Consider the following 19162-nt stretch of genomic DNA (forward strand, 5'->3'; position numbering starts at 1 on the left):
ATCCGGCTGCCAAGCTCGTTAAGCGCTTGCATCCCAGAATCAGGGTTTGTTAACCATTCCGTATTAGCGTTTCGAATCAGTTCAAAAGAGCATCCGCCTCAGGCCCGGCGGCGGATGGGCAGCGACCCGCTGTTCACAAGCTCTCGGGCTAGGGCTGGGGATTGAACATGCGCGTACTTCTGATTGAAGACGACAGCGCGACTGCGCAAAGCATCGAACTGATGCTGAAGTCCGAGAACTTCAATATCTATACGACCGATCTCGGCGAAGAGGGCATCGACCTCGGCAAACTCTACGATTACGACATCATCCTGCTCGACCTGAACCTGCCCGACATGTCGGGCTACGAGGTTCTGCGGACGCTGCGCGTCGCGAAGGTCAAGACGCCGATCCTCATCCTCTCCGGCATGGCCGGCATTGAGGACAAGGTGAAGGGCCTCGGCTTCGGCGCCGACGATTACCTGACGAAGCCGTTCCACAAGGACGAGATGGTCGCCCGCATCCATGCGATCGTCCGCCGTTCGAAGGGTCATGCGCAATCGGTCATCACCACCGGCGACCTGATCGTGAATCTCGACACCAAGACGGTCGAGGTCAGCGGCGCCCGCGTGCACCTGACCGGCAAGGAATACCAGATGCTGGAGCTCCTCTCCCTGCGCAAGGGCACGACCCTGACCAAGGAGATGTTCCTCAACCACCTCTATGGCGGCATGGACGAGCCGGAGCTGAAGATCATCGACGTCTTCATCTGCAAGCTGCGCAAGAAGCTCGCCAACGCCTCGCAGGGCCGCAACTACATCGAGACCGTGTGGGGCCGCGGCTACGTGCTGCGCGAGCCGAACGACGTGGAAGAGCGCATCGCCATCTAAGCGCCGTAACGCGGCGGTTTCAAAAGAGCCCGGTCCCAGCCCGGGCTCTTTTCGTTTGTCAGGCATTTCGTTCGCAAGGCATGGAGGCTTCGATGAAATCCGTTCTGCTGTCATGGCAATTCTGGGCGCTGCTGTCGGCCGGGTTCGCAGCTCTCACCGCCATCTTCGCCAAGGTGGGCATCGAGCACATCAATTCGGACTTCGCCACGTTCATCAGAACCATCGTGATTCTGGTCGTGCTCGGCGGCATCCTGATCGGCAGCGGGCAGTGGCAGCCGCCGTCATCGATTTCCGGAAGGACCTATCTCTTCCTTGTCTTGTCAGGCCTCGCCACCGGCGCATCCTGGCTCTGCTATTTCCGTGCCCTGAAGCTCGGCGACGCGGCGCGGGTCGCGCCGCTCGACAAGCTCAGCGTCGTTTTCGTCGCCGTGATGGGCGTGCTGTTTCTCGGGGAGAAGCTGTCGATGCCGAACTGGATCGGCATCGCGTTGATCGCGTCAGGCGCGGTGCTCGTCGCCTACAAGGCGTGACCCTCAGGCCGTCTCCGCTTTGATCGTCACCTCGTCGCCGTCGATGCTGAAGCGGACATCCATGTGCGAGGCACGGGCAATCATTCCGGCATAGTAGGTCTGGATGCCATGGGCATCGACCGTGCCGTTCTCGGAGTTTCCGGCCAGCAGGGCCTCCGCATGGGCGGGGATGCGGGCATTGAGGCCCTTCGCGAGGATGATGAAGGCGCAGGCATCCGCGTCCCCCGTGACCGTCACGCTGATCGAACCGCCGCGGGGAATGGCCGACGTGGCGGTCATGATCAGGTTGAGGAGAAGCTTCACCCGGTTTTTCGGGAACAGCAGACGCGGCGAGGACCAGGAGAAGCTGATCTTGTCATCGAGGAAGAGGCCGCGGGCCACCTGTTCCGCATCGCCGAGATCGATGGACGCGCCGGCGGATCCGGCCGCACCGAAGGCCAGGCGCGCGAATTGCAGACGGGCGGAGGCCTGCTTGGCGCTTTTCTGAATAAGGTCCAGAGCGAAGTCGCGCATGGAAGCATCGCTGTCATCCTCGAGCACTTCGAGCCCATTGACGATCGCGCCGACCGGCGAAATCACGTCATGGCAGACGCGCGAGCAGAGAAGAGCGGCGAGGTCGAGCGATTCGAGAGAGATCGTGGCCATGAGGGCTCCGGAAGCACCGTAAATTCGGCAATGCATTCATGAAATCGAGATTTCGACGATCACCAATACAGCCAAACAGGAAAGAGAACGTGAACCGGGATACCCGGCTACGGGTTGTTTGAAAAGCGGGCAAAAAGTGATCGACACGTCCCGAGGGAACGGGCACAAAGCCATGATGCGCTTCGCTGGTCAGAGTCCCGACGAGATCGCCATGATACTTGCCGCCATCGCCCGGGAGGCGGGGCGGATCCTGCGCAGCATGGAAAACGCCTTGATCGACAAGCGCATCAAGGGCGACGGGAGCCCGACGACAGCCGCCGATCTGGCCGCGGAAGAGCTGATCATCAAACGCTTGGACGAAGCTTGGCCCGGCGTTCCGGTGGTCGCGGAAGAAACCTGCAGCGCGGCCGAGAAGGGCGATTATTTCTTTCTCGTCGATCCCCTCGACGGCACCGGCGACTTCATTCACGGCACGGGCGAGTACAGCGTCAACATCGCCCTGATCCGGGGTGAGAGACCCGTCGCGGCGGTTGTGGCCGCCCCGGCCATGGGCTCGATCTGGATCGCAGGGACGACAGCCCGGGTGAGCGCGCTCGCAGCCGATGCGGAGACGCCCTTCGCATGGCGCGAAGCGAAGGTCCGGCCGGCGCCCGAAAAGGACCTGATCGCCCTGGTGAGCCGCCGCCATGGGGACATCGCCACGGAAGCCTGCCTCTCGGTCCTGTCGATCGGCACGCGGCGCATGACCTCCTCGGCTCTGAAATTCTGCCTCATCGCCTCGGGCGAGGCCGATGTCTACGTACGCTGCGGCCCGACCATGGAATGGGATACGGCAGCGGGCGACCATATCCTGACCTGCGCCGGCGGCAGCGTCGTCGGTCCGGGCGGCTCCCCCCTCACCTATGGTCACGAGGATCGCGGCTATCGGAACGGCCCCTTCGCCGCCATCGGCGATACCGCCCTCGCTCCCCGGCTCGACCTGCCCGTCGCGGCCTCGGCGGCCTGAGAATCTGGCTCGAAAAGGGTTTTTGCCCCCTAGCCCCTCATCCTGAGGAGCGAAGCGTCTCGAAGGACGAGGGCGTCTCCCGTGCACTCTGGAAGCTCCTTCGAGACGCCACTTCGTGGCTCCTCAGGATGAGGACAGAGATCTATGAGCCAGCCTCTGCGGAGCAATATCCGGCATCGGCCCCATCATGCTCCTGCCATGAAAAGGCATGACGTACAGACATTGTTAGGGTTGATGAACTTAAGGTTCGAACCTCGATAGCAGCCTTTCGGCCGAAAACAGCCGGATTGTCCCCTGTCTCATGCGAGGAGATAGCCCATGCGCTCCCGGTCCAAGATCATTGCCGCGGCCGTCTTTGCCGCCCTGTTCGGCGCTCTGCCCCTGCAGGCCTCCGCGCAAACCGTCCAGCGTGCCTATGCCGCCAATCCCGGCGGTCCGGAATCGTTCAACTCCAACGAATTGGTCGAGTCGGGACACCAGTTCTTCGGCTCGGCCTCCCGCGGCCTCGCCCTCGCCCTTCAGGAAGCCATCCGGCGCTGGGGCGAGCCGAACGGCTATATCCTGGGCCAGGAAGCCTCCGGCGCCTTCTTCGGCGGCTTGCGCTACGGCGAAGGCAAGCTCTTCACCCGCAATGCCGGCGACCGCCGAATCTTCTGGCAGGGCCCGTCCCTGGGCTTCGACGTGGGCGGCGACGGGGCGCGGACCATGATGCTGGTCTACAACATGCCCTTCACCGAGGCGCTCTATAAGCGCTTCGTCGGCATCGACGGCTCGGCCTATTTCATCGGCGGCTTCGGCGTAACAGCCGTTGCGGCGGATGAGATGGTCGTGGTGCCGATCCGGGCCGGCGTCGGCGCGCGTCTCGGCGTCAATGTGGGCTACCTGAAGTTCACCGCCGAGCCGACCTGGAATCCCTTTTAGGACGGCACGTTCAATCTAGCTTCGTTTCCGGCGGTGGAAACCGCCCGCGAATGCGCTACAACGGGCCTCTGGAAAGCTGCGCAGGCACGAAGCACGGTGCTTGAGCGTTACCGGTCAAGCACCTTGGAGTTTGCGTCCGCGTGGTCGAAACCGTCATGATCTTCGCGCTGGGATTCGTCGTCGCATCCCTGATCGCGCTTCTCATCATCCCTGCCGTGAACGCCCGAGCCGAGCGGCTGGCGCGGCGCAGGGCCGAAGCCCTGTTTCCCATGTCGATCTCGGAGCTGACGGCGGAGAAGGATCACCTGCGCGCAGAATTCGCCGTGCAGCAGCGCCGGATCGAGCGCAAGGCGGAAGAGGCGCTCTCTCTCAAGCATGAGAGCATGGAAGAGCTCGGCCGGCGCGCCATCCGCATCGAAGCGCTCGAGAGCACACTTGCCGAACGCGACCGGACCTTTCTGGAGCTCGAGACCGCCCTTGCAGCCACCCAGACCCGGCTTGCCGCCGGCGAGACCGACTTGGGTCAGACGCAGACCCATCTCGCCAGCGCGCGGGAAACGCTCGCCGCCCTCGAGAATGCCCATCGGGCGACCCTGAACGAATTGTCCAACACCCGCATGGAACTCGATCTGGCGCAGACCGAGCGCTCCAAGATCAGAACGGAGCTCGTTCAGGCGGAAGAGAGGATCACACGCCTGGAATCGGACCTTGTCGACGCGGAACGGCAGGTGACGAGCGCGCTGAGCGATCTTGCGACCAAACGCATCACGGTCTCCGATCTCGAAACCCGCCTGATGACGCAGACCGCGCGAAGCAGCGACTTCGAGCGCGCCTTGAACGAGAGGCAAAGCGAATTGTCGGACGAGCGGCTACGCTTCGCGGAAATGGCAAGGCGCCTTGCGGCAGAACAGGAACGCGGCCTTACTCTCGAGCCGCGGATCCGCGAGCTCGAAAGCGAGCGGGACGAGGCCCAGGGCCGTCTTGCGGACCTCAACGGCTCCGAGAGCGGGAACGACGAGCTTCGTCGCCAAATCTCGGACGTGGCGGCTCAGATCATGAAGAGCGGCAATGGCCGTCCCGAGAACGGCAAGCCTCGGGAAAACAACGGGTCGCGCGACGGCAAGCGGCGCCGTTCGGCCGGAAAGTAGCCTTCACAATCTGCGATTACTTCGGCTGGATCTGTGGATTGCCTCCCGGGCTTCCCGGGGGACGGATGACCGGTGTCGAGTTCGGATCCGGCACGGGAGGTTTCACGGTGATATCGGGCGTGGCAGTCTCCGGGGGCCGGATCACGCCATCCGAGCGCTCAAGCTTGTCGCTCAGGGTATTGGTGGAGCCCGTCTCGGACGGGTCCTTGGTGCCGATACCGTTGTTATTGGGCTCCACCTTCTCCGCCGGCATCTGGTTCGGCGCCGGCATATTGGGGGCTCGCTGCTGCAGAACCTCGGGGTTCTGCGCCAGCGCAGCCGTGCCGAGACCAGCTGCGAAAATCGTGGATAGGATGAGCACGCGCTTCATGGGTCGCTCCTTTGAAAGAGGCAACGGGCGACCCGGAAGCGGGTTCCGGCAAAGCTATTCCGCGGCCATGGCCGGCGCGCTCGCCATCTGCAGATAGAGCTGACGCAGCCTCTGCGTGATCGGGCCCGGCTTGCCGTCGGCGACCGGGCGCCCGTCGATGGACACCACCGGCAGCACGAAGTTCGAGGCGCTGGTCAGGAAGGCCTCGGCCGCCGCATAGGCCTCATCTACCGTGAAGCGGCGCTCCTCGAGGGCGATCCCGCTTTCCCGTGAGAGCCACAGGAGGGACTTGCGCGTGATCCCTGGCAGGATGGCCTGGGAGAGCGGGCGCACGACGATGCTCCCCTCCCTCGTGACGATGAAGGCGCTCGACGAGCCGCCCTCGGTCACGAAACCGTCCTCCACCAGCCAGGCTTCCTGGGCGCCGGCCTCTTTGGCCGCCTGCTTGGAGAGAACCTGGGCGAGCAGGTTGATCGACTTGATGTCCCGCCGCTGCCAGCGCATGTCGGGAACGGTGACCACCGCGATCCCCTTCTCCGCCGCCGGAGCATTCGCAATCGCCTTGGCCTGGGTGAACATGGCCACGGTAGGCTCGGCGTTCTCGGGGAAGAAGAAGTCCCGCTCCGCGACGCCGCGGGTGACCTGGAAGTAGATGAAGCCTTCCGTCATGCCGTTGCGGCGGACAAGCTCTTCTTGGAGATGCGTCCATTCTGCCCGGGAATAGGGGTTCGGAATGCGAACCTCTCCGAGCGAGCGCTCCAGGCGCTCGAGATGGGCCTCATTGTCGATCAAGCGCCCGTCGAGCACCCCGACACCCTCGTAGACGCCGTCTCCGAACAGGAAGCCGCGGTCCATGAAAGGCACCTTGGCCTCTTCGATCGGGAGGAAGGATCCATTCAGGAAGACGATTCGGGACATGCCAACTCCAAGGGCGTTATGGGGCGTTACGCGATTCGAAGCTTAACCTATGGGCAGCTGAGCCGCTCGACCTATATCCCCGAGGGCACCTGCAGGCTTTCGAGGATAGGTACCGCCATCATGAGATCGATGCCACTTCTCATTTTGACAGCCCTGCCATTCCTGTTCATGACGGTGCCGGCCCCAGCGGACACCCTGCCCGCCAAGACCTGGTTCAAACAGCAGGGCTATGTCGGACCGGCGGGAGGGCGGATCATCGCCTGCCACGGCTATGGCTGCGTGCGCCGGATGCAGATTTCCGTCGACGGGGCATGGCTCGGCAGGGCCAGGACCATCCTCCAGGCGGGACAGGGGTCTCCGGATGCGGAGCGCCGGGCGCTAGGCGATGTGGTTCGCTCCTATACGGCCTATCTGGCGGCGTCCTTCGGCGGAAAACCGGACATACCGGGCTCACCGCCCCAGATGTCGGGCGTCTATGGGCAGATGGATTGTCTGGACGAGACTACGAACACGACGAGCCTGCTCCTGGTCCTGCAGGATCAGGGTCTTCTTGCCCATCATGTGGTGGAGTACCCGGAATCGCGCGGCTTCTTCCTCGATGGACGCTATCCGCATTTCACCGCCGTGATTGCCGAGAAGCGGACAGGGACGGAATGGGCGGTGGATCCCTGGAAGAAGGCCCCCGGTCAGAGGCCCGATATCCTGCCGCTCACGAAGTGGCGGCAGGATTCCTGATAAGATGAGTGATCTTATTTCAGATGCTGGGCGAGGTGCTTGTTCATCTCGAACATCGTCACCTTCGGCTTGCCGAAAATCGGCTTCAGCTTGTCGTCGGCGAGAATCTCGCGCTTGTTCTCGGGGTTCTGAAGATTGTTCTTCTTGATGTAATCCCAGATCTTGCTCACGACCTCGCCGCGCGGCAACGGATCCGAGCCTACGATGGCGGCCAGTTCCTTGGACGGCTGCAAAGGCTTCTGAAGAGCATTGGGCTTGGAGCCGGCTGCCTTAGCGGCAGGCTTGTCTGCAGCCTTCTTCGCACTGGCTTTTCCGTCTGTAGTCTTGGTCGGCATGTATTCCTCCGGGAATCGTATGGGAAAGCTTATCGACAGCTCGAACCTGAGCCCGACAGCTCATTGACCGAACGTCGGTCGGGCACGCCGGAGAGACTTACCGGCGCCCGGCCCCCTGACAGAAGGTCAATTCCGGCAGAGCTTATGTCCGCACAACGCCGTCAGCAAGCCGCAGTTCAGGAATTTAGGCGGTTTTCGGAAAGGGCAGAACCTTGGCAGGCTGTTCGCTGGAAGGCCGTGGGGTTTTGGCAACATGCCAAGCCCGCTTCGTCCGCTCCACCGCCGACTGGACATGCGACACGATGGACTCGTTCGGACAGGGCTTTGCCAGAAAGGCGGCGCCGGGAGGCAGATCGCCCTGCGACGGCCATTGCCGGCCGGACATGATCAGGATCTCCGTATCCGGCCACTCCCGATGGACGCGGTGAGCGAGCTCGAAGCCGTTGCACCCGAGGGGCATATCCACATCCGTCAGCAGAACCTCGACCTGCAGCCCCGCCTCGAGCAGGACCAGGGCCTCGGCCGAGTTGGCGGCCTCGACGACCTTGAACCCGACGTCCTCGAGAAGATCTGAGATGAAAAGGCGGATCAGAGGCTCATCTTCGACGAGCAGGATCGTGGAGGGGTCGGCGGACATCAAATGTCTTGGCTCACTAGAACTGGGCTCACTGAACAATGTTCGACAACGCCGCCCAATCGGTTTGGTTCCGAGAGAAAAGCCGGAATCTTGCAACTTTGTCTCATGCGCCAACCGCCGCCAGGCGTGTTTCCATATGCCGTGCCAATCCCTCGACGGCGATGTTCTTGAGCTTCGCCTCGATTTCGAAATCGGACCAGGACAGGTGGCGCATCACCAGGTCGTTGACTGCCTCGTTCCACATGAGGTCCGAATGGGCGCGTAGGTCCTTCGGCTTGATCCCCCCAGCCACCAACGCCCCGAAATCGGGCAGCACCGCGATGTCCTGATCGGGCAGGAATTCCTCCCGTGAGACGCTCACGTGACTGACCGGCCTGACGCCACGCCAGGATGCGACGATGCGTGCGATCCGGGGATCGTCGGGCTCGATATATTCGCCCCTGCTCATGATCCAGTGATGATGAAGATCGAGAACGAGCGGCACATCGTCGGCGAGAGGCAGAAGGTCGTCGAGGCCGAAGCTGACCTCGTCGTTCTCCACCGTGATGAGATTTCGCGCGCTCTGCGACAGGTGCTTGAGTCCGCTGCGGATGCCCTCCGCGCCGACGGCCTTCGCGCCGCCGTGAATGTTGATATGCGCCCCATGCGGGTGCCAGCCTTCGCCGAAGCCCATGAGCGTCATGATCTCGGCATGATACTCGAACTCCGCCCGGCCGTTCACCGCGGCCGTGGGATTGGCGGAAGCGATCACGCAGAACTGGCTCGGATGCATGCTGAGACGGACATCGCCGTCGCGGGCGATCTGCCCCAGGTCCGAGAGCTTCGTTTCGATCAGCCGGCGCAGATCGGGATCGCGATAATGGTCGTGACAGGCCGGATGCGTGTAGCCGGGGAGCAGGTCGCTGGAGAGGCGGTGAAGCCGCTCGCGCTTCGGCCGGGTCGCGACATGCGCGATCTGAAGCCGAAACGCCTCCAGGTTATGCGCGACGACGGATGCGAGCTTGTCATAGGCCGCGCTCCGTTCCAGACGGCCGAGATAGGCCATCGTCACCGTGCTCGTGTTCATCTGCCGCGTGGTCTGGGCTGAACCGTCGTCGGGAATATATTTGCAGCAGAAGCCGAATCGCGAGTCTTGCATGGTCAGGACGCCATTTGCGGGACCGATGCTCTAGCACGGCAATCGATCGGCGGCGATGTCTTCGACGGAGGCGACGACAACCCGCTCGTCATAAGGCTTCGCGATGAAGGCGGCCTGCTGGAACTGCCGGGGCACATCGGAAGGCGTCGAGGCGGACACGAAGGCGAACGGGATCTGTCGCTCGATGAGCGCCTCGGCCACGCCGAAGCTTTTTCCGCCTATCACATCGATATCGAGCAAGGCGCAATCGAAACCATCGTCGAGGTGGCGGTAGGCCTCGGACAGCGACGTCACGGCATCGGGAACCTCATGGCCTTCCGCTTCAAGGATCGCCTGCAAATCCAGCGCGATCATCGGATCGTCTTCCAGGATCAGAATGCGCACGGCAACCCCCTGTTCGCTGGCCACTCGGCAGTATCGCCAGCGGAGATGAAAGGCTTCTTGAACAGCGGGAATTTTGTCCCGGCAGACATGCAACCGGTTGAACGGGTCGCAGTTCCTGGGAATCGTCCGGCCCAGACGATCTTTGACGATTCAGGGTTAACGCATGTCACGCTGCGGAAGGCGATCGATCGCGACCACCTCTTGAATCCGGCCTGCCCCGTTCCTATCTGACGCTGAACCTGGTGGCATCATCGCCCGCCAGATGCGGTCACGTTGCCGATTTGATGACGCCGGATGTACGCGCATCATTTCGCCGTGGCCGTTGTTGTTTCTGCCTTTATCGATAGGCCTCGGGCATGAAAAAAGCGCCGGCTTGCACCGGCGCTCTTCATTCTCGATGGGTGATCGGGGCTCAATGGCGGTTGGCATCCCGCTGGTTGCCGAACTCGCTGTCATGGCGGCTGAAGCGAGCCTCGTCGCCACTGAAGGCGTCCTCGACATATTCGCGGCCGCGGTCGGCCGCTTCGCGGGCGTAACGCATGCCTTGATTGCGCACCTCGTCCGCCCACTCCCCGAACATCTCGTTCTCGCGGCGAGTACGTGGAAGCAACGCACCGAGGAGAAGGCCGGCTGCGAGGCCGACGAGACCGACGACCATCGGGTTCTCGGCTACGTAGCTCTGAACACCACCACGGGCATGGCCGAAGGCGCGTGCGGAGCGATTGCCTGCGTGCGTCGCGCGACGGCGCTGGTTCTGATAGGTGTCGGACGCCCATTCCGAGGCGCGGTCATACGTATCGCGAGCCCATTCCGACGCACCTTCATAAGCGTCTTCGGCGCGGTTGCGCACCTGATCTGCCGCCTGCTGCGCTTTGCCGGCAAGAGACTCGCCTTGTGGCTGCGACGACTGGCCCTTCTGCTGGCCCTGGCTGCTCTGCGCGGATTTCTGATCCTGCGCATGAGGCATCGGTGCCTCGCCGATATTCCCGACGGACGTCCCTGCAGACACCTTGCCGGTGGTGCCTGTCTCCGTCCCGCTCTGCTTGTCGTTGCCGGTACTGCCGTTATCGTTCTTGGTGTTCACCATCGAAATCTCCTGTTCAATTCACTGAAATCGCTAGAAGCGGGACGTCATGCCGGGACGCTCGTAAAGGTCGTCCGGGCTTTGCAGCGGATCCTCCTGCGAGCCGTAGAGACGTGGATCCTCGATCTCCATCATGAGATGCTCTTCGGTGATGAGATCCTCGTCGGCGGCGATCAGCCGCCGGTGATGACGCGAGGGCTGCCGGCCGAGCCGGTAAGCAAGAAGGCCGATGCCCATGGCGATCAGCATCACCGGAACCGGATTGCGCTTGACCGTTTCCAGAACCCGGTCGTAGAGCGGGCCATACTGGCTGCTGCGCGCAGTGCCGAGCATGTCGTCGACGACGCCGGAGACGGACATCTTGTCCTGCAGACGATCGATGGTCCGGTCGAGCTGGGCGCGGCTGCGTGCGATGTCCTGCTCGAGATCCTGCAAGTCCTGCGTCATCATGCACCCCTTTCTGACAGAACTTCCGCATCGCGCTTGAGCGAGCGCATCGCTCTTTGCGGCGCAAGCGAGGAGGATGTCATGGTGCTGCGGCCCCACAGCCCGAGTCCGATGGCGATCAGGGCCATGACGCCACCGACGATGAGTGCTGCCAGCGCCTCGGAATTGACCACGGTCGCCAACCATTTCACGAGCGACTCGGTAAACAGCATCAAGGCCGCGATGGCGAAGATCGCCGCCACCACGATCATCGCGAGCCCCATGAACAGGGTTCGGATATTCTGGGTGATCTCCGTCCGGAAGAGGGTGAATTCCTTCTGCGCGAGATCGGTCGACTCGCGCAGAGCATCACCGACGAGACCTTGGATGGTTTGATTGTTGCCCTGCATGGCGGCCCCCATCAGGCGCCGGTTCGGTTGCGCGGGCGCTGCGCCTGTCGGACGGGGGCGCGTGCAGGACCGGCCGTGCGATGAACAGCGTCATCGTAGCGGAGATCGTCCGCCGTGCTCTTGATGAAACGGGCAGCGAGGAAGCCGACCGCGACCGACACCGCCGCCACGGTCGCCGGGCGACGGCGCACCATATCCTCGAACTCGTTGAAGAAATCCGCGAAGGTGCGCTCGCGGATCGATTCCGCCAGTTGCTCCAGGCCTTCCGCGGCGGTGTCGACGACGGCACGAATGTTGGGGCGCTCGTCGAAGGACCGTGTGGACTCGCGCAGGGAATTCGCGAAATCCGCGACCGAAGCCGCTACGTCGTCCTTGCGACGGTCGACGTAGTCAGTCGCCTGCTCGCGCGCGGAATCGATGAAGTAACGGCTGCGCTCCACGGCGGCACCAGCGATATCGCCGACATCGCCCTTCAGCGCATCCCAATCCTCATTGCCGTTGTCCTGCTGCCTGTTGGTGTTCTGCTGTCCCACCATGGTGACCTCTCTTAATCGTGAGTGTCTAACCATTTAGAAGCGCGGCAGGTTCCGAACATGCCCAGAGCTCAATGCTTTAGCTCCGGAGAGAGGTCTGAGGCCTCCCCCGCTAGAGCTGTTTCCACTTGCGTGGAACCGGCTCTCTTCTTTGCTTTGCCGCATTTTTTGACGGCGAACCGGATCCACTTCGCCGAAAAGTGCGCTAGCTCACCGAAGCGAGCCAATCGACCAGATCGGCGACCTTCCTGCGAGCCTCGTCGTCCTTCAGCTTCAGGAACCCGCGCACGAGACGGTCGCTTTCCGAGCGGGTCAAAAATTCAGCCACGAGGCTGTCGTCGGAGAAGCCTCCGGCGCGAAGACCGGGAAGGCCTTCGAAGAAGAACTCGATGCTGACATCCAGGATCCCAGCGATATGAAGCAGACGGCTTGCGCCGATGCGGTTCACGCCTTTCTCGTATTTCTGGACCTGCTGGAAGGTAAGCCCCAAGGCATCGGCAAGTTTCTCCTGGCTCATTGCAAGCATGATCCGCCGAGCCCTGACCCGGCTGCCGATATGCCTGTCGACCTGGTTGGGTGACTTCTTTTGCAAACGCCCGCTCCTGCTTTGCTCTGGCTTTTCCTATCTAGGCCATTTTCAAAACTTTTGGTAGTATAGTTGTAATATTTAACTTAAAGTTGCATGTGGAGGAATTTCCGTGAGCGGCAACAACTTCGATTATGCAACATGGGGTTATTCCGGGCCTGGTGCCCTTCGACGGCAAACTGAGGTCTGATGCGATCAGGCCCAAACTGGAAGCCAACGGAGAGTATCCTCATGAAGCAGTATGTCGGGTTGGATGTATCGCTGGAGCAGACAGCCGTCTGCATCATCGACGAGCACGGGAAGGCGCTCTGGCGTGGCAAATGCGCCTCGACGCCGGAAGCCATTGCGGCAGTCGTCGAAGCGAGAGCACCGCATGTCGAGCGCATTGGCCTGGAAAGCGGCCCGTTGTCGACCTGGCACTGGCATGAGTTGAAGAAGCGCGGCTTGCCTGTGATTTGCCTGGATGCGCGCCATGCCAAGGCAGCGCTGTCGCTGCAGGTGAACAAGACCGACCCGAATGATGCGCTTGGGCTGGCTCAGATTGTGCGCACGGGCTGGTACCGGGAGGTCACCGTCAAGAGCCTCGACAGCCAGGTGATCCGCAGCTTCCTCAGCTCCCGCGCTCGCTTGGTGGAGGTGCGCGTGGATCTGATCAACCAGATCCGAGGCATGCTCAAGCCCTTCGGGTTGGTGGCCGGCAAGGGAGGCCGTCAGCCCTTCATCGACCGCGTGCGCGAACTGGTCGCCAATGGGCCGCTGAAGGATGCAGTTGAGGCACTCCTGACAGCCTTGCAGGAGGTCAGCCGGCAAATCGGCATCCTCACCCGTCGGCTCATGGGGCTGGCACGCCAGGATCAAGCGGCCCGACGCCTGATGACGGCTCCCGGCATCGGCTCTCTGGTCGCGTTGGCCTATATCAGTGTCATCGACGCACCAGACCGGTTCTCGAGCTCGTCCAGCGTAGGGGCGTACCTTGGCCTGACCCCACGACGGTATCAGTCGGGCGAGATCGACCGAAGCGGTCGGATCTCCAAATGCGGCGATCCGTTGCTGCGCACGTATCTGTTTGAGGCGGCCGGGGTCCTGCTGAACCGGGTCTCGCGCTGGTCTGCGCTCAAAGCCTGGGGCACCCGGCTCGCCAAGAAGGTGGGCAGCAAGAAGGCGACCGTCGCGGTCGCGCGTAAGTTGGCAGTGATTCTGCACCGGATGTGGCGTGACAACACGGACTTCCGGTGGTCGCGCCAGGAAGGGCAGCCCGCATGAGATAGAGACCCCAAGAGATCCGCCAGATCTGGCGGTACGATGTCCCTTGTCGGGACGAGGCAGCAGCCATCGCGTGGGCTCCGTTGCGGCCTGATACCTGAACCTCAGGGAGCAGATTGACCGCGTATGCAACATGGCGAGGCTGAGGCTTCCGACCCCATCATGCGGCGGTGTCTGCCGACCGCGGAGAGAACCATGACCCGACAGGTGATATCAGCCGAACTGACGGAGAGGGCCGCTCAAAGGGCTTGACCAGAATCCCCGGAATAAGAGAACGGAGTCCTTCGACTTCATCGACGCCCTCGACAGGATGGACAGCGCAGACGAGGTGGTCGAAGCGGTCGCGAAGACTTTCTCCCTGTTCGGGTTCGAGAATTTCATCATCACCGGCCTGCCGAATCCCAAGGAGCGGTTCGAACAGGTCGTCCTCCTGAAGAAATGGCCTATGGGCTGGTTCGATATTTACGCACGGGAAGATTACGTGCGGAGCGACCCGATCATCCGTCTGTGCCGGAACACGACCCAGCCGTTCGAATGGTCCGAGGCGCCTTATGATCGAACCCGCGAACCGAGAGCCGCCGAGATCATGGAGCGGGCAACAGATTTCAGGATGTAGGAAGGCTTCTGCCTGCCCATTCACGGCATCAACGGCTATGAGGCGTGCTTCTCCATGAGCGGTGTCGACCTCGACCTGTCGTCCCGGACCAAGCCGGCCCTGCATCTGATGGCCATGTACGCCTTCGAGCGGGCCAGGGAACTGCTCGAGCCCAACCCGCATGTCGGCTCCGGCCTCCTCACTCCGCGGGAGCGGGAGGCTCTGATCTGGGCCGCGGCCGGAAAATCCGCCGCCGACACGGGCGAGATCCTGGGCATTACGGAGCGGACGGTGACCGCCCATATCGCGAGCGCGTGCCAGAAGCTCGATGCGGTCAACAAGACCCAGGCCGTGGCGCGCGCCCTGCAGTACAAGCTGATCGGCATGTGATGCAGACCCTGTAACTTCCTACAATATCCGCCTTCCTGCGGATGCGCGAGAATTGCCCCATCAATCAAAGATAGGGGGACGGCGCATCATGACAAAAATCCACGTTATCGATAGAACAAATCGAGATTCATACCGGGACATCTTGGACGAATACTTCCGCCTTCGATACGAAGTCTTCGTGAACGAGCGGGGATGGCGCGATCTCAAGCACCGCGATGGGCGGGAGATCGATGCCTACGACAACGACGATGCGATTTACCTGCTCGCCCTCGACGGAGATCGGGTCGTCGGCGGGCAGCGGCTCTATCCGACCGTCCTGCCCCACATGCTGAGCGAGGTGTTCAGCCACATGGCTCCGCGCGGCCTTCCGAGAGCGCAGCATGTTCTCGAATGGACGCGGTATTTCGTCGTCAGGGAAAGGCGAATGGGCCGCGCCGATTGCCGCCTTCTCGCAGCGATCCAGCAATTCTGTCTCGAGGAAGGGATCACGGAGGTCACGGCGGTGGTCGAGATGTGGTGGCTGCCTCGCTGGCAGCAGGCGGGATTCAAGGTCAAGCCGCTGGGCCTGCCCATCGTGATCGAGGGCCAGCCATGCATCGCGGCCTCGGTCGGGATCTCGCAGGCCAGTCTCGACCGAGTCTGCGCCCTCGCAGGTTTGCGCAGTTCTGCCCTTGTCCGCAACGCGCCTCTCAAAGGCCCTCTCAATCGGGTGCCTCATGTCGCTGCCTGACGAGACTGTTCCCCTCGCCTCCTTCGTGCAGGAGGAGATGATCGACCGCGCATCGCAATCGCTGGCACAATGTCTCGCGCGGCTTCCCCCGATCGTGCGCCTGAGGCTTCTCGCGTTCATGCATCTGGTCGAGTTTCCGGACACGATGAAAGCCGCGCTCGAGATCACGCCGTCGGGCTCCATGCGCCTCGTCCTCGACACGGAAGTTGCGCCGGACAATGCGCATCGCCACTGAGGCTGCCGGAATAAAAATAAGGCTCCGCGCCCACGGGAGCGCGGAGCCTTTGAATGTTATCCTCGGTCAGGCCGCCTTGGTGTTCACGCGGGCCTCGGCGAGCTTGGTCAGGAGCTGATCGGTCTTCTTTTCCTCTTGAAGGTTCTGATCGAGAAGCTTTGCGGCATCGCGCATGCCAAGCTCCTCGGCCCAGGTCTTCAGCGTGCCGTAGCGGGTGATCTCGTAATGCTCGACCGCCTGCGCTGCGGAAAGGATGCCGGCATCGAGCGCCTCGCTGTCGGCGAAATCTTCCATGATTCCCTTGCCCTCTTCGATAATGCCGTTGATCGCCTCGCAGGTCACGCCGCGGGCTGGCTTGCCGAGCATTTCGAAGACCTGCTCGAGCCGCTCTATCTGGCCTTCCGTTTCTTCGAGATGGGTTTCGAAGGCCTGCCTCAGCTCTTCGGATTCCGCGTTCTTCGCCATCTTCGGCAGCGCCTTCAGGATCTGCTTCTCGGCGTAGAAGATGTCTTTCAGGGTGTGAAGGAAGAGGTCGTTCAGGGTTTTCTCAGCTGCTGGCATCGTGACGCTCCGTGGTTGAAGAGTGGACTCAACGAAGGTCAAGCTTTGATGTTCCTGCCACCTGTTCACGACTGCCGCGCAAGGAACAACAGCGCTTCGCGTCGCGTTCGCAAAAGCTAAGCAAGGAGTACCGAAACGATGAATGAAGAGCCCAATCTCAGCACCGCGGAACGCGGGATTTATATGCTCGTGGGCCTCGGCCTCGCGGCCGCGGCGGCCAAGCCCCGTCCGAACCCGCTATTGAACGTTCTCGCGCTAGCCGGTGGCTCCTACCTGGCTTGGCGCGGATATGTGGGCAATTGCCCGATCAAAGCAGCGCTCACCGGCGATCACGACAGCGAACGCCTGGTCTACCGGGGCTGAACGGGAAATGGCCGCAGCTCAGCTGCGGCCCTTCCGTCTCGATAGATGTGCGATCGAACTCAGTAGGACGAGGTCGAGCGGCGACCGGCGATCAGGCCGTAGATGAACAGCACGACGATGGCTCCGACGATGGCGCCGATGAAGCCTGCTCCCTCATCGGCCCGATACCAGCCCAGCGCCTGGCCGAGATAGGTGGCGACGAAGGCACCCACGATACCGAGGATGGTGGTGAGGATGAAGCCGGACGGCTCGTTGCGACCGGGCATGATCCACTTGGCGATCACGCCTGCCACGAAGCCGATGATGATGGTCCAGAGAATGCTCATGATGTGGTTCCCGCGAGTGTTGCCTCAACAAAGAACGCGCATCCCCCGGCTAAGGTTGCGGCGGAGAGTTTTCCCAGGCCCGATTTTTCATCTTCTCGCCTCACTTGAGGCGGACCTTTGCGGCTCAAAACGGAGATGCCGCCATGAATCCTGCCGGAGAACACTGGAATTATGAGGCTGTTCAGGCCCTCCTGGCGCTTGCCCGAGAAGGGGTCCCGGTCTCAGTCATCAGCCTGAAGCTGAAACGTTCGGTCACGGACGTGCGAGCCAAGCTCGACGATCTCGGCATCACCCCGGCCGCAGAGGTTTAGAACCGCGATCCTCCGACGCAACCGCGAGAGGCTGCGGCGCACCAGGCCGCGGCCTCGAACCTTCTTTGCATCATCGATGTAGAGAGAAATGGCGCGCCCGAAAGGATTCGAACCTCTGACCCCCAGATTCGTAGTCTGGTGCTCTATCCAGCTGAGCTACGGGCGCTTGGTCGGCTGGTCGCTCTTGGGAAGCAACGTTGGCCGAGGCCGGTGACATAGAGGGATCTGATCCGGTTGGCAAGCCTCTTCGTGCAGAAGAAATGAAAAGCCTCACTTTGCCGCGACGGATGAAAGCCGGTCCGGAATGGTGATGCGGAAGCAGGTCTTGCCATTGCCTTCGTCGAGCGTGATCGTGCCGCCATGGAGCTGGACGAGTTCCGCCGCGATGGGCAGGCCGAGGCCCGTACCGCCCTTCTGGGCCGAACCCTGGAAGGGCGCGAAGAGATTGGCCTTGGCCCGCTCGGGAATGCCGGGCCCGTTGTCCCGGATCAGGATCACCACGGAGCCTCCCTCCCGGGATGCGGATATGTCGATTCGCGGCGTGCCTTCGGGAGAGCCCGTCTGGCTGAGGGCCTGGACGGCGTTGCGGACCACGTTGACGAGGACGCGGGAGAGTTGATCAGGATCGGCATCGACCATCAGATCCTCCGGCACCTGGGCCTCGAGCACGATTCCCACCTCCGGCGCCAGATCCGTCAGGTTCGACAGCTCCTCGATGAGGGGGGCGAGGAGGATCATCCGCCGCTGCGGCAAAGGCTCGGTCGCCCGGCCGTAGGCGAGGGTCGTCTCGCAGAAGGCGATGGCCCGGTCGAGAGTGCTGACGAGGCGGGGCGCGATGCGCTGCACGCTCTCGTCGCTGACCCGGTCGAGGCGGTCCGTCAGAAGCTGAGCGGTCGTCAGCATGTTGCGCAGCTCGTGGTTGATCTTGCTCACCGCAAGGCCGAGCTGGGCCAGACGGCGCTTCTGGCGCAGTTCGTCCGCAAGCGTGGTCTCCATCCGGGCAAGCGCCTGTTCGGCGAGCCCGATCTCGTCGACCCGGTCGGTCGGCTGGATCACCCGCGAGGCATCCTCCGGATTGCTGGAGAAATCCGCGATGTTGCCGGTGAGCCGCCGCACGGGACGCACGATCACCCATTGCAGCGTGAGATAGACGAGACTCGCCGTAATGGCGGAGATGAACAGGGAGAGAAGCAGGAGGTTGCGCGAGAACTCGATCATGGCGTGGCGCAGGGGGCGCTGATCGAGAATCAACTCGACGAATTCCACGCCCATGCCGGAACCGACGACCCGGATCGGCTTGTCGGCAGGATTGAACAGGACATCCATGGCATCCCGCGCCAGGGTCATCCACTGCGCGTCGCGCAGATCGACCGTCTTGCTCACCTCGGGCGGGACGTCGCCCGTCGCCAGAAGGCTCCTGCGCCCTCCCCCCTTCAGGGCGATGGCCCTCGCGCCGACGCCCTGAAGCAGGCGCATCTCCAGCTCTTCCGACAGGGATTCCTCGGGTGCCGCATCGAGGACCATGGCGGCGATCTGCGCCGCCGCCAGCCGGTCGTTGAGCCAGGCCAACCGGAAATTGGCTACGGAGGGCACATAGATGAGCACCTCCGCGATCATCACGAAGAGCACGGTGAGCAGGAGCAGGCGAGCGGAGAGCCCGAACTGGCTCAGGATACGCCCTGCAAAGGAGATCTGCTCTTGGCTCATTCCCGT

28 protein-coding genes and 1 tRNA gene are annotated in these 19162 nt (G+C 62.5%); 13 read left to right on the forward strand and 16 right to left on the reverse strand.

Annotation, left to right across the window (positions count from 1 at the left end; translation table 11 throughout):
• The first annotated feature begins 167 nt into the window (after window positions 1-167).
• Window positions 168-869 carry a response regulator transcription factor CtrA gene (ctrA, locus tag JKL46_RS11445; RefSeq protein ID WP_201832890.1) on the forward strand — a complete coding sequence of 234 codons (702 nt, stop codon included), beginning with the start codon at window positions 168-170 and terminating at the stop codon, window positions 867-869.
• Window positions 870-961: 92 nt separating this feature from the next.
• On the forward strand, window positions 962-1399 hold the full coding sequence (locus JKL46_RS11450; RefSeq protein ID WP_201832892.1) for an EamA family transporter: 438 nt from the start codon (window positions 962-964) through the stop codon (window positions 1397-1399).
• A 3-nt stretch (window positions 1400-1402) separates the two neighbouring features.
• On the opposite strand, the gene chpT is transcribed toward JKL46_RS11450, so the two are convergent.
• On the reverse strand, window positions 1403-2044 hold the full coding sequence (chpT, locus tag JKL46_RS11455; protein WP_201832895.1) for a histidine phosphotransferase ChpT: 642 nt from the start codon (window positions 2042-2044) through the stop codon (window positions 1403-1405).
• A 172-nt stretch (window positions 2045-2216) separates the two neighbouring features.
• Between chpT and JKL46_RS11460 the strand changes: the two genes are divergently transcribed.
• The 3 genes from JKL46_RS11460 (at window position 2217) to JKL46_RS11470 (ending at window position 5119) form a co-directional block, all read left to right on the forward strand.
• The gene (locus JKL46_RS11460; protein ID WP_201832897.1) at window positions 2217-3050 is read left to right on the forward strand and encodes a 3'(2'),5'-bisphosphate nucleotidase CysQ family protein; all 834 of its coding nucleotides are present in this window, start codon (window positions 2217-2219) and stop codon (window positions 3048-3050) included.
• A 318-nt stretch (window positions 3051-3368) separates the two neighbouring features.
• Window positions 3369-3971 carry a DUF1134 domain-containing protein gene (locus JKL46_RS11465; RefSeq protein WP_201832898.1) on the forward strand — a complete coding sequence of 201 codons (603 nt, stop codon included), beginning with the start codon at window positions 3369-3371 and terminating at the stop codon, window positions 3969-3971.
• Window positions 3972-4111: 140 nt separating this feature from the next.
• Window positions 4112-5119, forward strand: a complete 1008-nt coding sequence (locus JKL46_RS11470) for a coiled-coil domain-containing protein (RefSeq protein WP_201832901.1) — start codon at window positions 4112-4114, stop codon at window positions 5117-5119.
• A 16-nt stretch (window positions 5120-5135) separates the two neighbouring features.
• On the opposite strand, the gene JKL46_RS11475 is transcribed toward JKL46_RS11470, so the two are convergent.
• Together JKL46_RS11475 and JKL46_RS11480 are read right to left on the reverse strand one after the other, a co-directional pair.
• Window positions 5136-5489: a hypothetical protein gene (locus JKL46_RS11475; RefSeq protein WP_201832903.1), complete on the reverse strand. Its 354-nt coding sequence runs from the start codon at window positions 5487-5489 to the stop codon at window positions 5136-5138.
• 54 nt (window positions 5490-5543) lie between these two features.
• Window positions 5544-6407 (reverse strand): D-amino-acid transaminase, encoded by an 864-nt coding sequence (locus JKL46_RS11480; protein WP_201832909.1) that lies wholly within the window; start codon window positions 6405-6407, stop codon window positions 5544-5546.
• A 129-nt stretch (window positions 6408-6536) separates the two neighbouring features.
• Between JKL46_RS11480 and JKL46_RS11485 the strand changes: the two genes are divergently transcribed.
• Window positions 6537-7142 (forward strand): hypothetical protein, encoded by a 606-nt coding sequence (locus tag JKL46_RS11485; RefSeq protein WP_201832910.1) that lies wholly within the window; start codon window positions 6537-6539, stop codon window positions 7140-7142.
• A 14-nt stretch (window positions 7143-7156) separates the two neighbouring features.
• Here JKL46_RS11485 and JKL46_RS11490 read toward each other — a convergent pair whose 3' ends face one another.
• The 9 genes from JKL46_RS11490 to JKL46_RS11530 form a co-directional block, all read right to left on the reverse strand.
• Complete coding sequence (locus tag JKL46_RS11490; protein ID WP_201832911.1) at window positions 7157-7477, reverse strand: SWIB/MDM2 domain-containing protein; 321 nt, start codon at window positions 7475-7477, stop codon at window positions 7157-7159.
• 184 nt (window positions 7478-7661) lie between these two features.
• On the reverse strand, window positions 7662-8114 hold the full coding sequence (locus JKL46_RS11495) for a response regulator (RefSeq protein ID WP_201832912.1): 453 nt from the start codon (window positions 8112-8114) through the stop codon (window positions 7662-7664).
• Between the two features lie 103 nt (window positions 8115-8217).
• Entirely contained in the window at window positions 8218-9252 is a 1035-nt protein-coding gene (locus JKL46_RS11500; protein ID WP_201832914.1) for an apurinic/apyrimidinic endonuclease family protein, read from the reverse strand.
• Between the two features lie 30 nt (window positions 9253-9282).
• Window positions 9283-9636: a response regulator gene (locus JKL46_RS11505; RefSeq protein WP_201832916.1), complete on the reverse strand. Its 354-nt coding sequence runs from the start codon at window positions 9634-9636 to the stop codon at window positions 9283-9285.
• 412 nt (window positions 9637-10048) lie between these two features.
• Window positions 10049-10723: a hypothetical protein gene (locus tag JKL46_RS11510; protein ID WP_201832917.1), complete on the reverse strand. Its 675-nt coding sequence runs from the start codon at window positions 10721-10723 to the stop codon at window positions 10049-10051.
• A 30-nt stretch (window positions 10724-10753) separates the two neighbouring features.
• Window positions 10754-11170 (reverse strand): DUF3618 domain-containing protein, encoded by a 417-nt coding sequence (locus JKL46_RS11515; protein WP_201832918.1) that lies wholly within the window; start codon window positions 11168-11170, stop codon window positions 10754-10756.
• Window positions 11167-11556 (reverse strand): phage holin family protein, encoded by a 390-nt coding sequence (locus JKL46_RS11520; RefSeq protein WP_201832919.1) that lies wholly within the window; start codon window positions 11554-11556, stop codon window positions 11167-11169. Before JKL46_RS11520 ends, JKL46_RS11515 begins: the two co-directional genes overlap by 4 nt.
• Window positions 11557-11567: 11 nt before the next feature.
• Entirely contained in the window at window positions 11568-12092 is a 525-nt protein-coding gene (locus tag JKL46_RS11525; protein WP_201832920.1) for a hypothetical protein, read from the reverse strand.
• A gap of 202 nt (window positions 12093-12294) precedes the next feature.
• Complete coding sequence (locus JKL46_RS11530; protein WP_201832921.1) at window positions 12295-12681, reverse strand: helix-turn-helix domain-containing protein; 387 nt, start codon at window positions 12679-12681, stop codon at window positions 12295-12297.
• Between the two features lie 225 nt (window positions 12682-12906).
• Here JKL46_RS11530 and JKL46_RS11535 point away from each other — a divergent pair, with 225 nt between their 5' ends.
• The 5 genes from JKL46_RS11535 to JKL46_RS11550 all read left to right on the forward strand — a co-directional run bounded on the left by JKL46_RS11535 (window position 12907) and on the right by JKL46_RS11550 (window position 15888).
• A complete protein-coding gene (locus JKL46_RS11535) occupies window positions 12907-13938 on the forward strand; it encodes an IS110 family RNA-guided transposase (RefSeq protein ID WP_201832923.1) in 1032 nt (343 codons plus the stop codon).
• A 310-nt stretch (window positions 13939-14248) separates the two neighbouring features.
• A complete protein-coding gene (locus JKL46_RS35455; protein ID WP_343074050.1) occupies window positions 14249-14554 on the forward strand; it encodes an autoinducer binding domain-containing protein in 306 nt (101 codons plus the stop codon).
• Between the two features lie 54 nt (window positions 14555-14608).
• Window positions 14609-14923: a response regulator transcription factor gene (locus tag JKL46_RS35460; protein ID WP_343074051.1), complete on the forward strand. Its 315-nt coding sequence runs from the start codon at window positions 14609-14611 to the stop codon at window positions 14921-14923.
• 88 nt (window positions 14924-15011) lie between these two features.
• Window positions 15012-15653 (forward strand): acyl-homoserine-lactone synthase, encoded by a 642-nt coding sequence (locus JKL46_RS11545; protein WP_201832925.1) that lies wholly within the window; start codon window positions 15012-15014, stop codon window positions 15651-15653.
• Window positions 15640-15888, forward strand: coding sequence for a hypothetical protein (locus JKL46_RS11550; protein ID WP_201832927.1), 249 nt, complete (start codon window positions 15640-15642; stop codon window positions 15886-15888). Before JKL46_RS11545 ends, JKL46_RS11550 begins: the two co-directional genes overlap by 14 nt.
• A gap of 66 nt (window positions 15889-15954) precedes the next feature.
• Here JKL46_RS11550 and JKL46_RS11555 read toward each other — a convergent pair whose 3' ends face one another.
• Complete coding sequence (locus tag JKL46_RS11555; RefSeq protein ID WP_201832929.1) at window positions 15955-16449, reverse strand: YciE/YciF ferroxidase family protein; 495 nt, start codon at window positions 16447-16449, stop codon at window positions 15955-15957.
• Window positions 16450-16587: 138 nt separating this feature from the next.
• Between JKL46_RS11555 and JKL46_RS11560 the strand changes: the two genes are divergently transcribed.
• A complete protein-coding gene (locus JKL46_RS11560; protein WP_201832931.1) occupies window positions 16588-16812 on the forward strand; it encodes a YgaP-like transmembrane domain in 225 nt (74 codons plus the stop codon).
• A gap of 59 nt (window positions 16813-16871) precedes the next feature.
• Here the strand turns inward: JKL46_RS11560 and JKL46_RS11565 are convergent, their stop codons facing one another.
• Window positions 16872-17138 (reverse strand): GlsB/YeaQ/YmgE family stress response membrane protein, encoded by a 267-nt coding sequence (locus JKL46_RS11565; RefSeq protein WP_201832932.1) that lies wholly within the window; start codon window positions 17136-17138, stop codon window positions 16872-16874.
• Window positions 17139-17281: 143 nt separating this feature from the next.
• On the opposite strand from JKL46_RS11565, the gene JKL46_RS11570 reads away from it, so the two are divergent.
• Window positions 17282-17449 carry a hypothetical protein gene (locus tag JKL46_RS11570; RefSeq protein ID WP_201832933.1) on the forward strand — a complete coding sequence of 56 codons (168 nt, stop codon included), beginning with the start codon at window positions 17282-17284 and terminating at the stop codon, window positions 17447-17449.
• A gap of 89 nt (window positions 17450-17538) precedes the next feature.
• On the opposite strand, the gene JKL46_RS11575 is transcribed toward JKL46_RS11570, so the two are convergent.
• Window positions 17539-17615: transfer RNA gene (locus tag JKL46_RS11575), tRNA-Arg, on the reverse strand.
• A 104-nt stretch (window positions 17616-17719) separates the two neighbouring features.
• Entirely contained in the window at window positions 17720-19156 is a 1437-nt protein-coding gene (locus JKL46_RS11580; RefSeq protein ID WP_201832934.1) for a sensor histidine kinase, read from the reverse strand.
• Window positions 19157-19162: the final 6 nt, after the last annotated feature.

The organism is Microvirga zambiensis WSM3693 (assembly GCF_016735695.1).
Classification (GTDB): Bacteria; Pseudomonadota; Alphaproteobacteria; order Rhizobiales; family Beijerinckiaceae; genus Microvirga; species Microvirga zambiensis.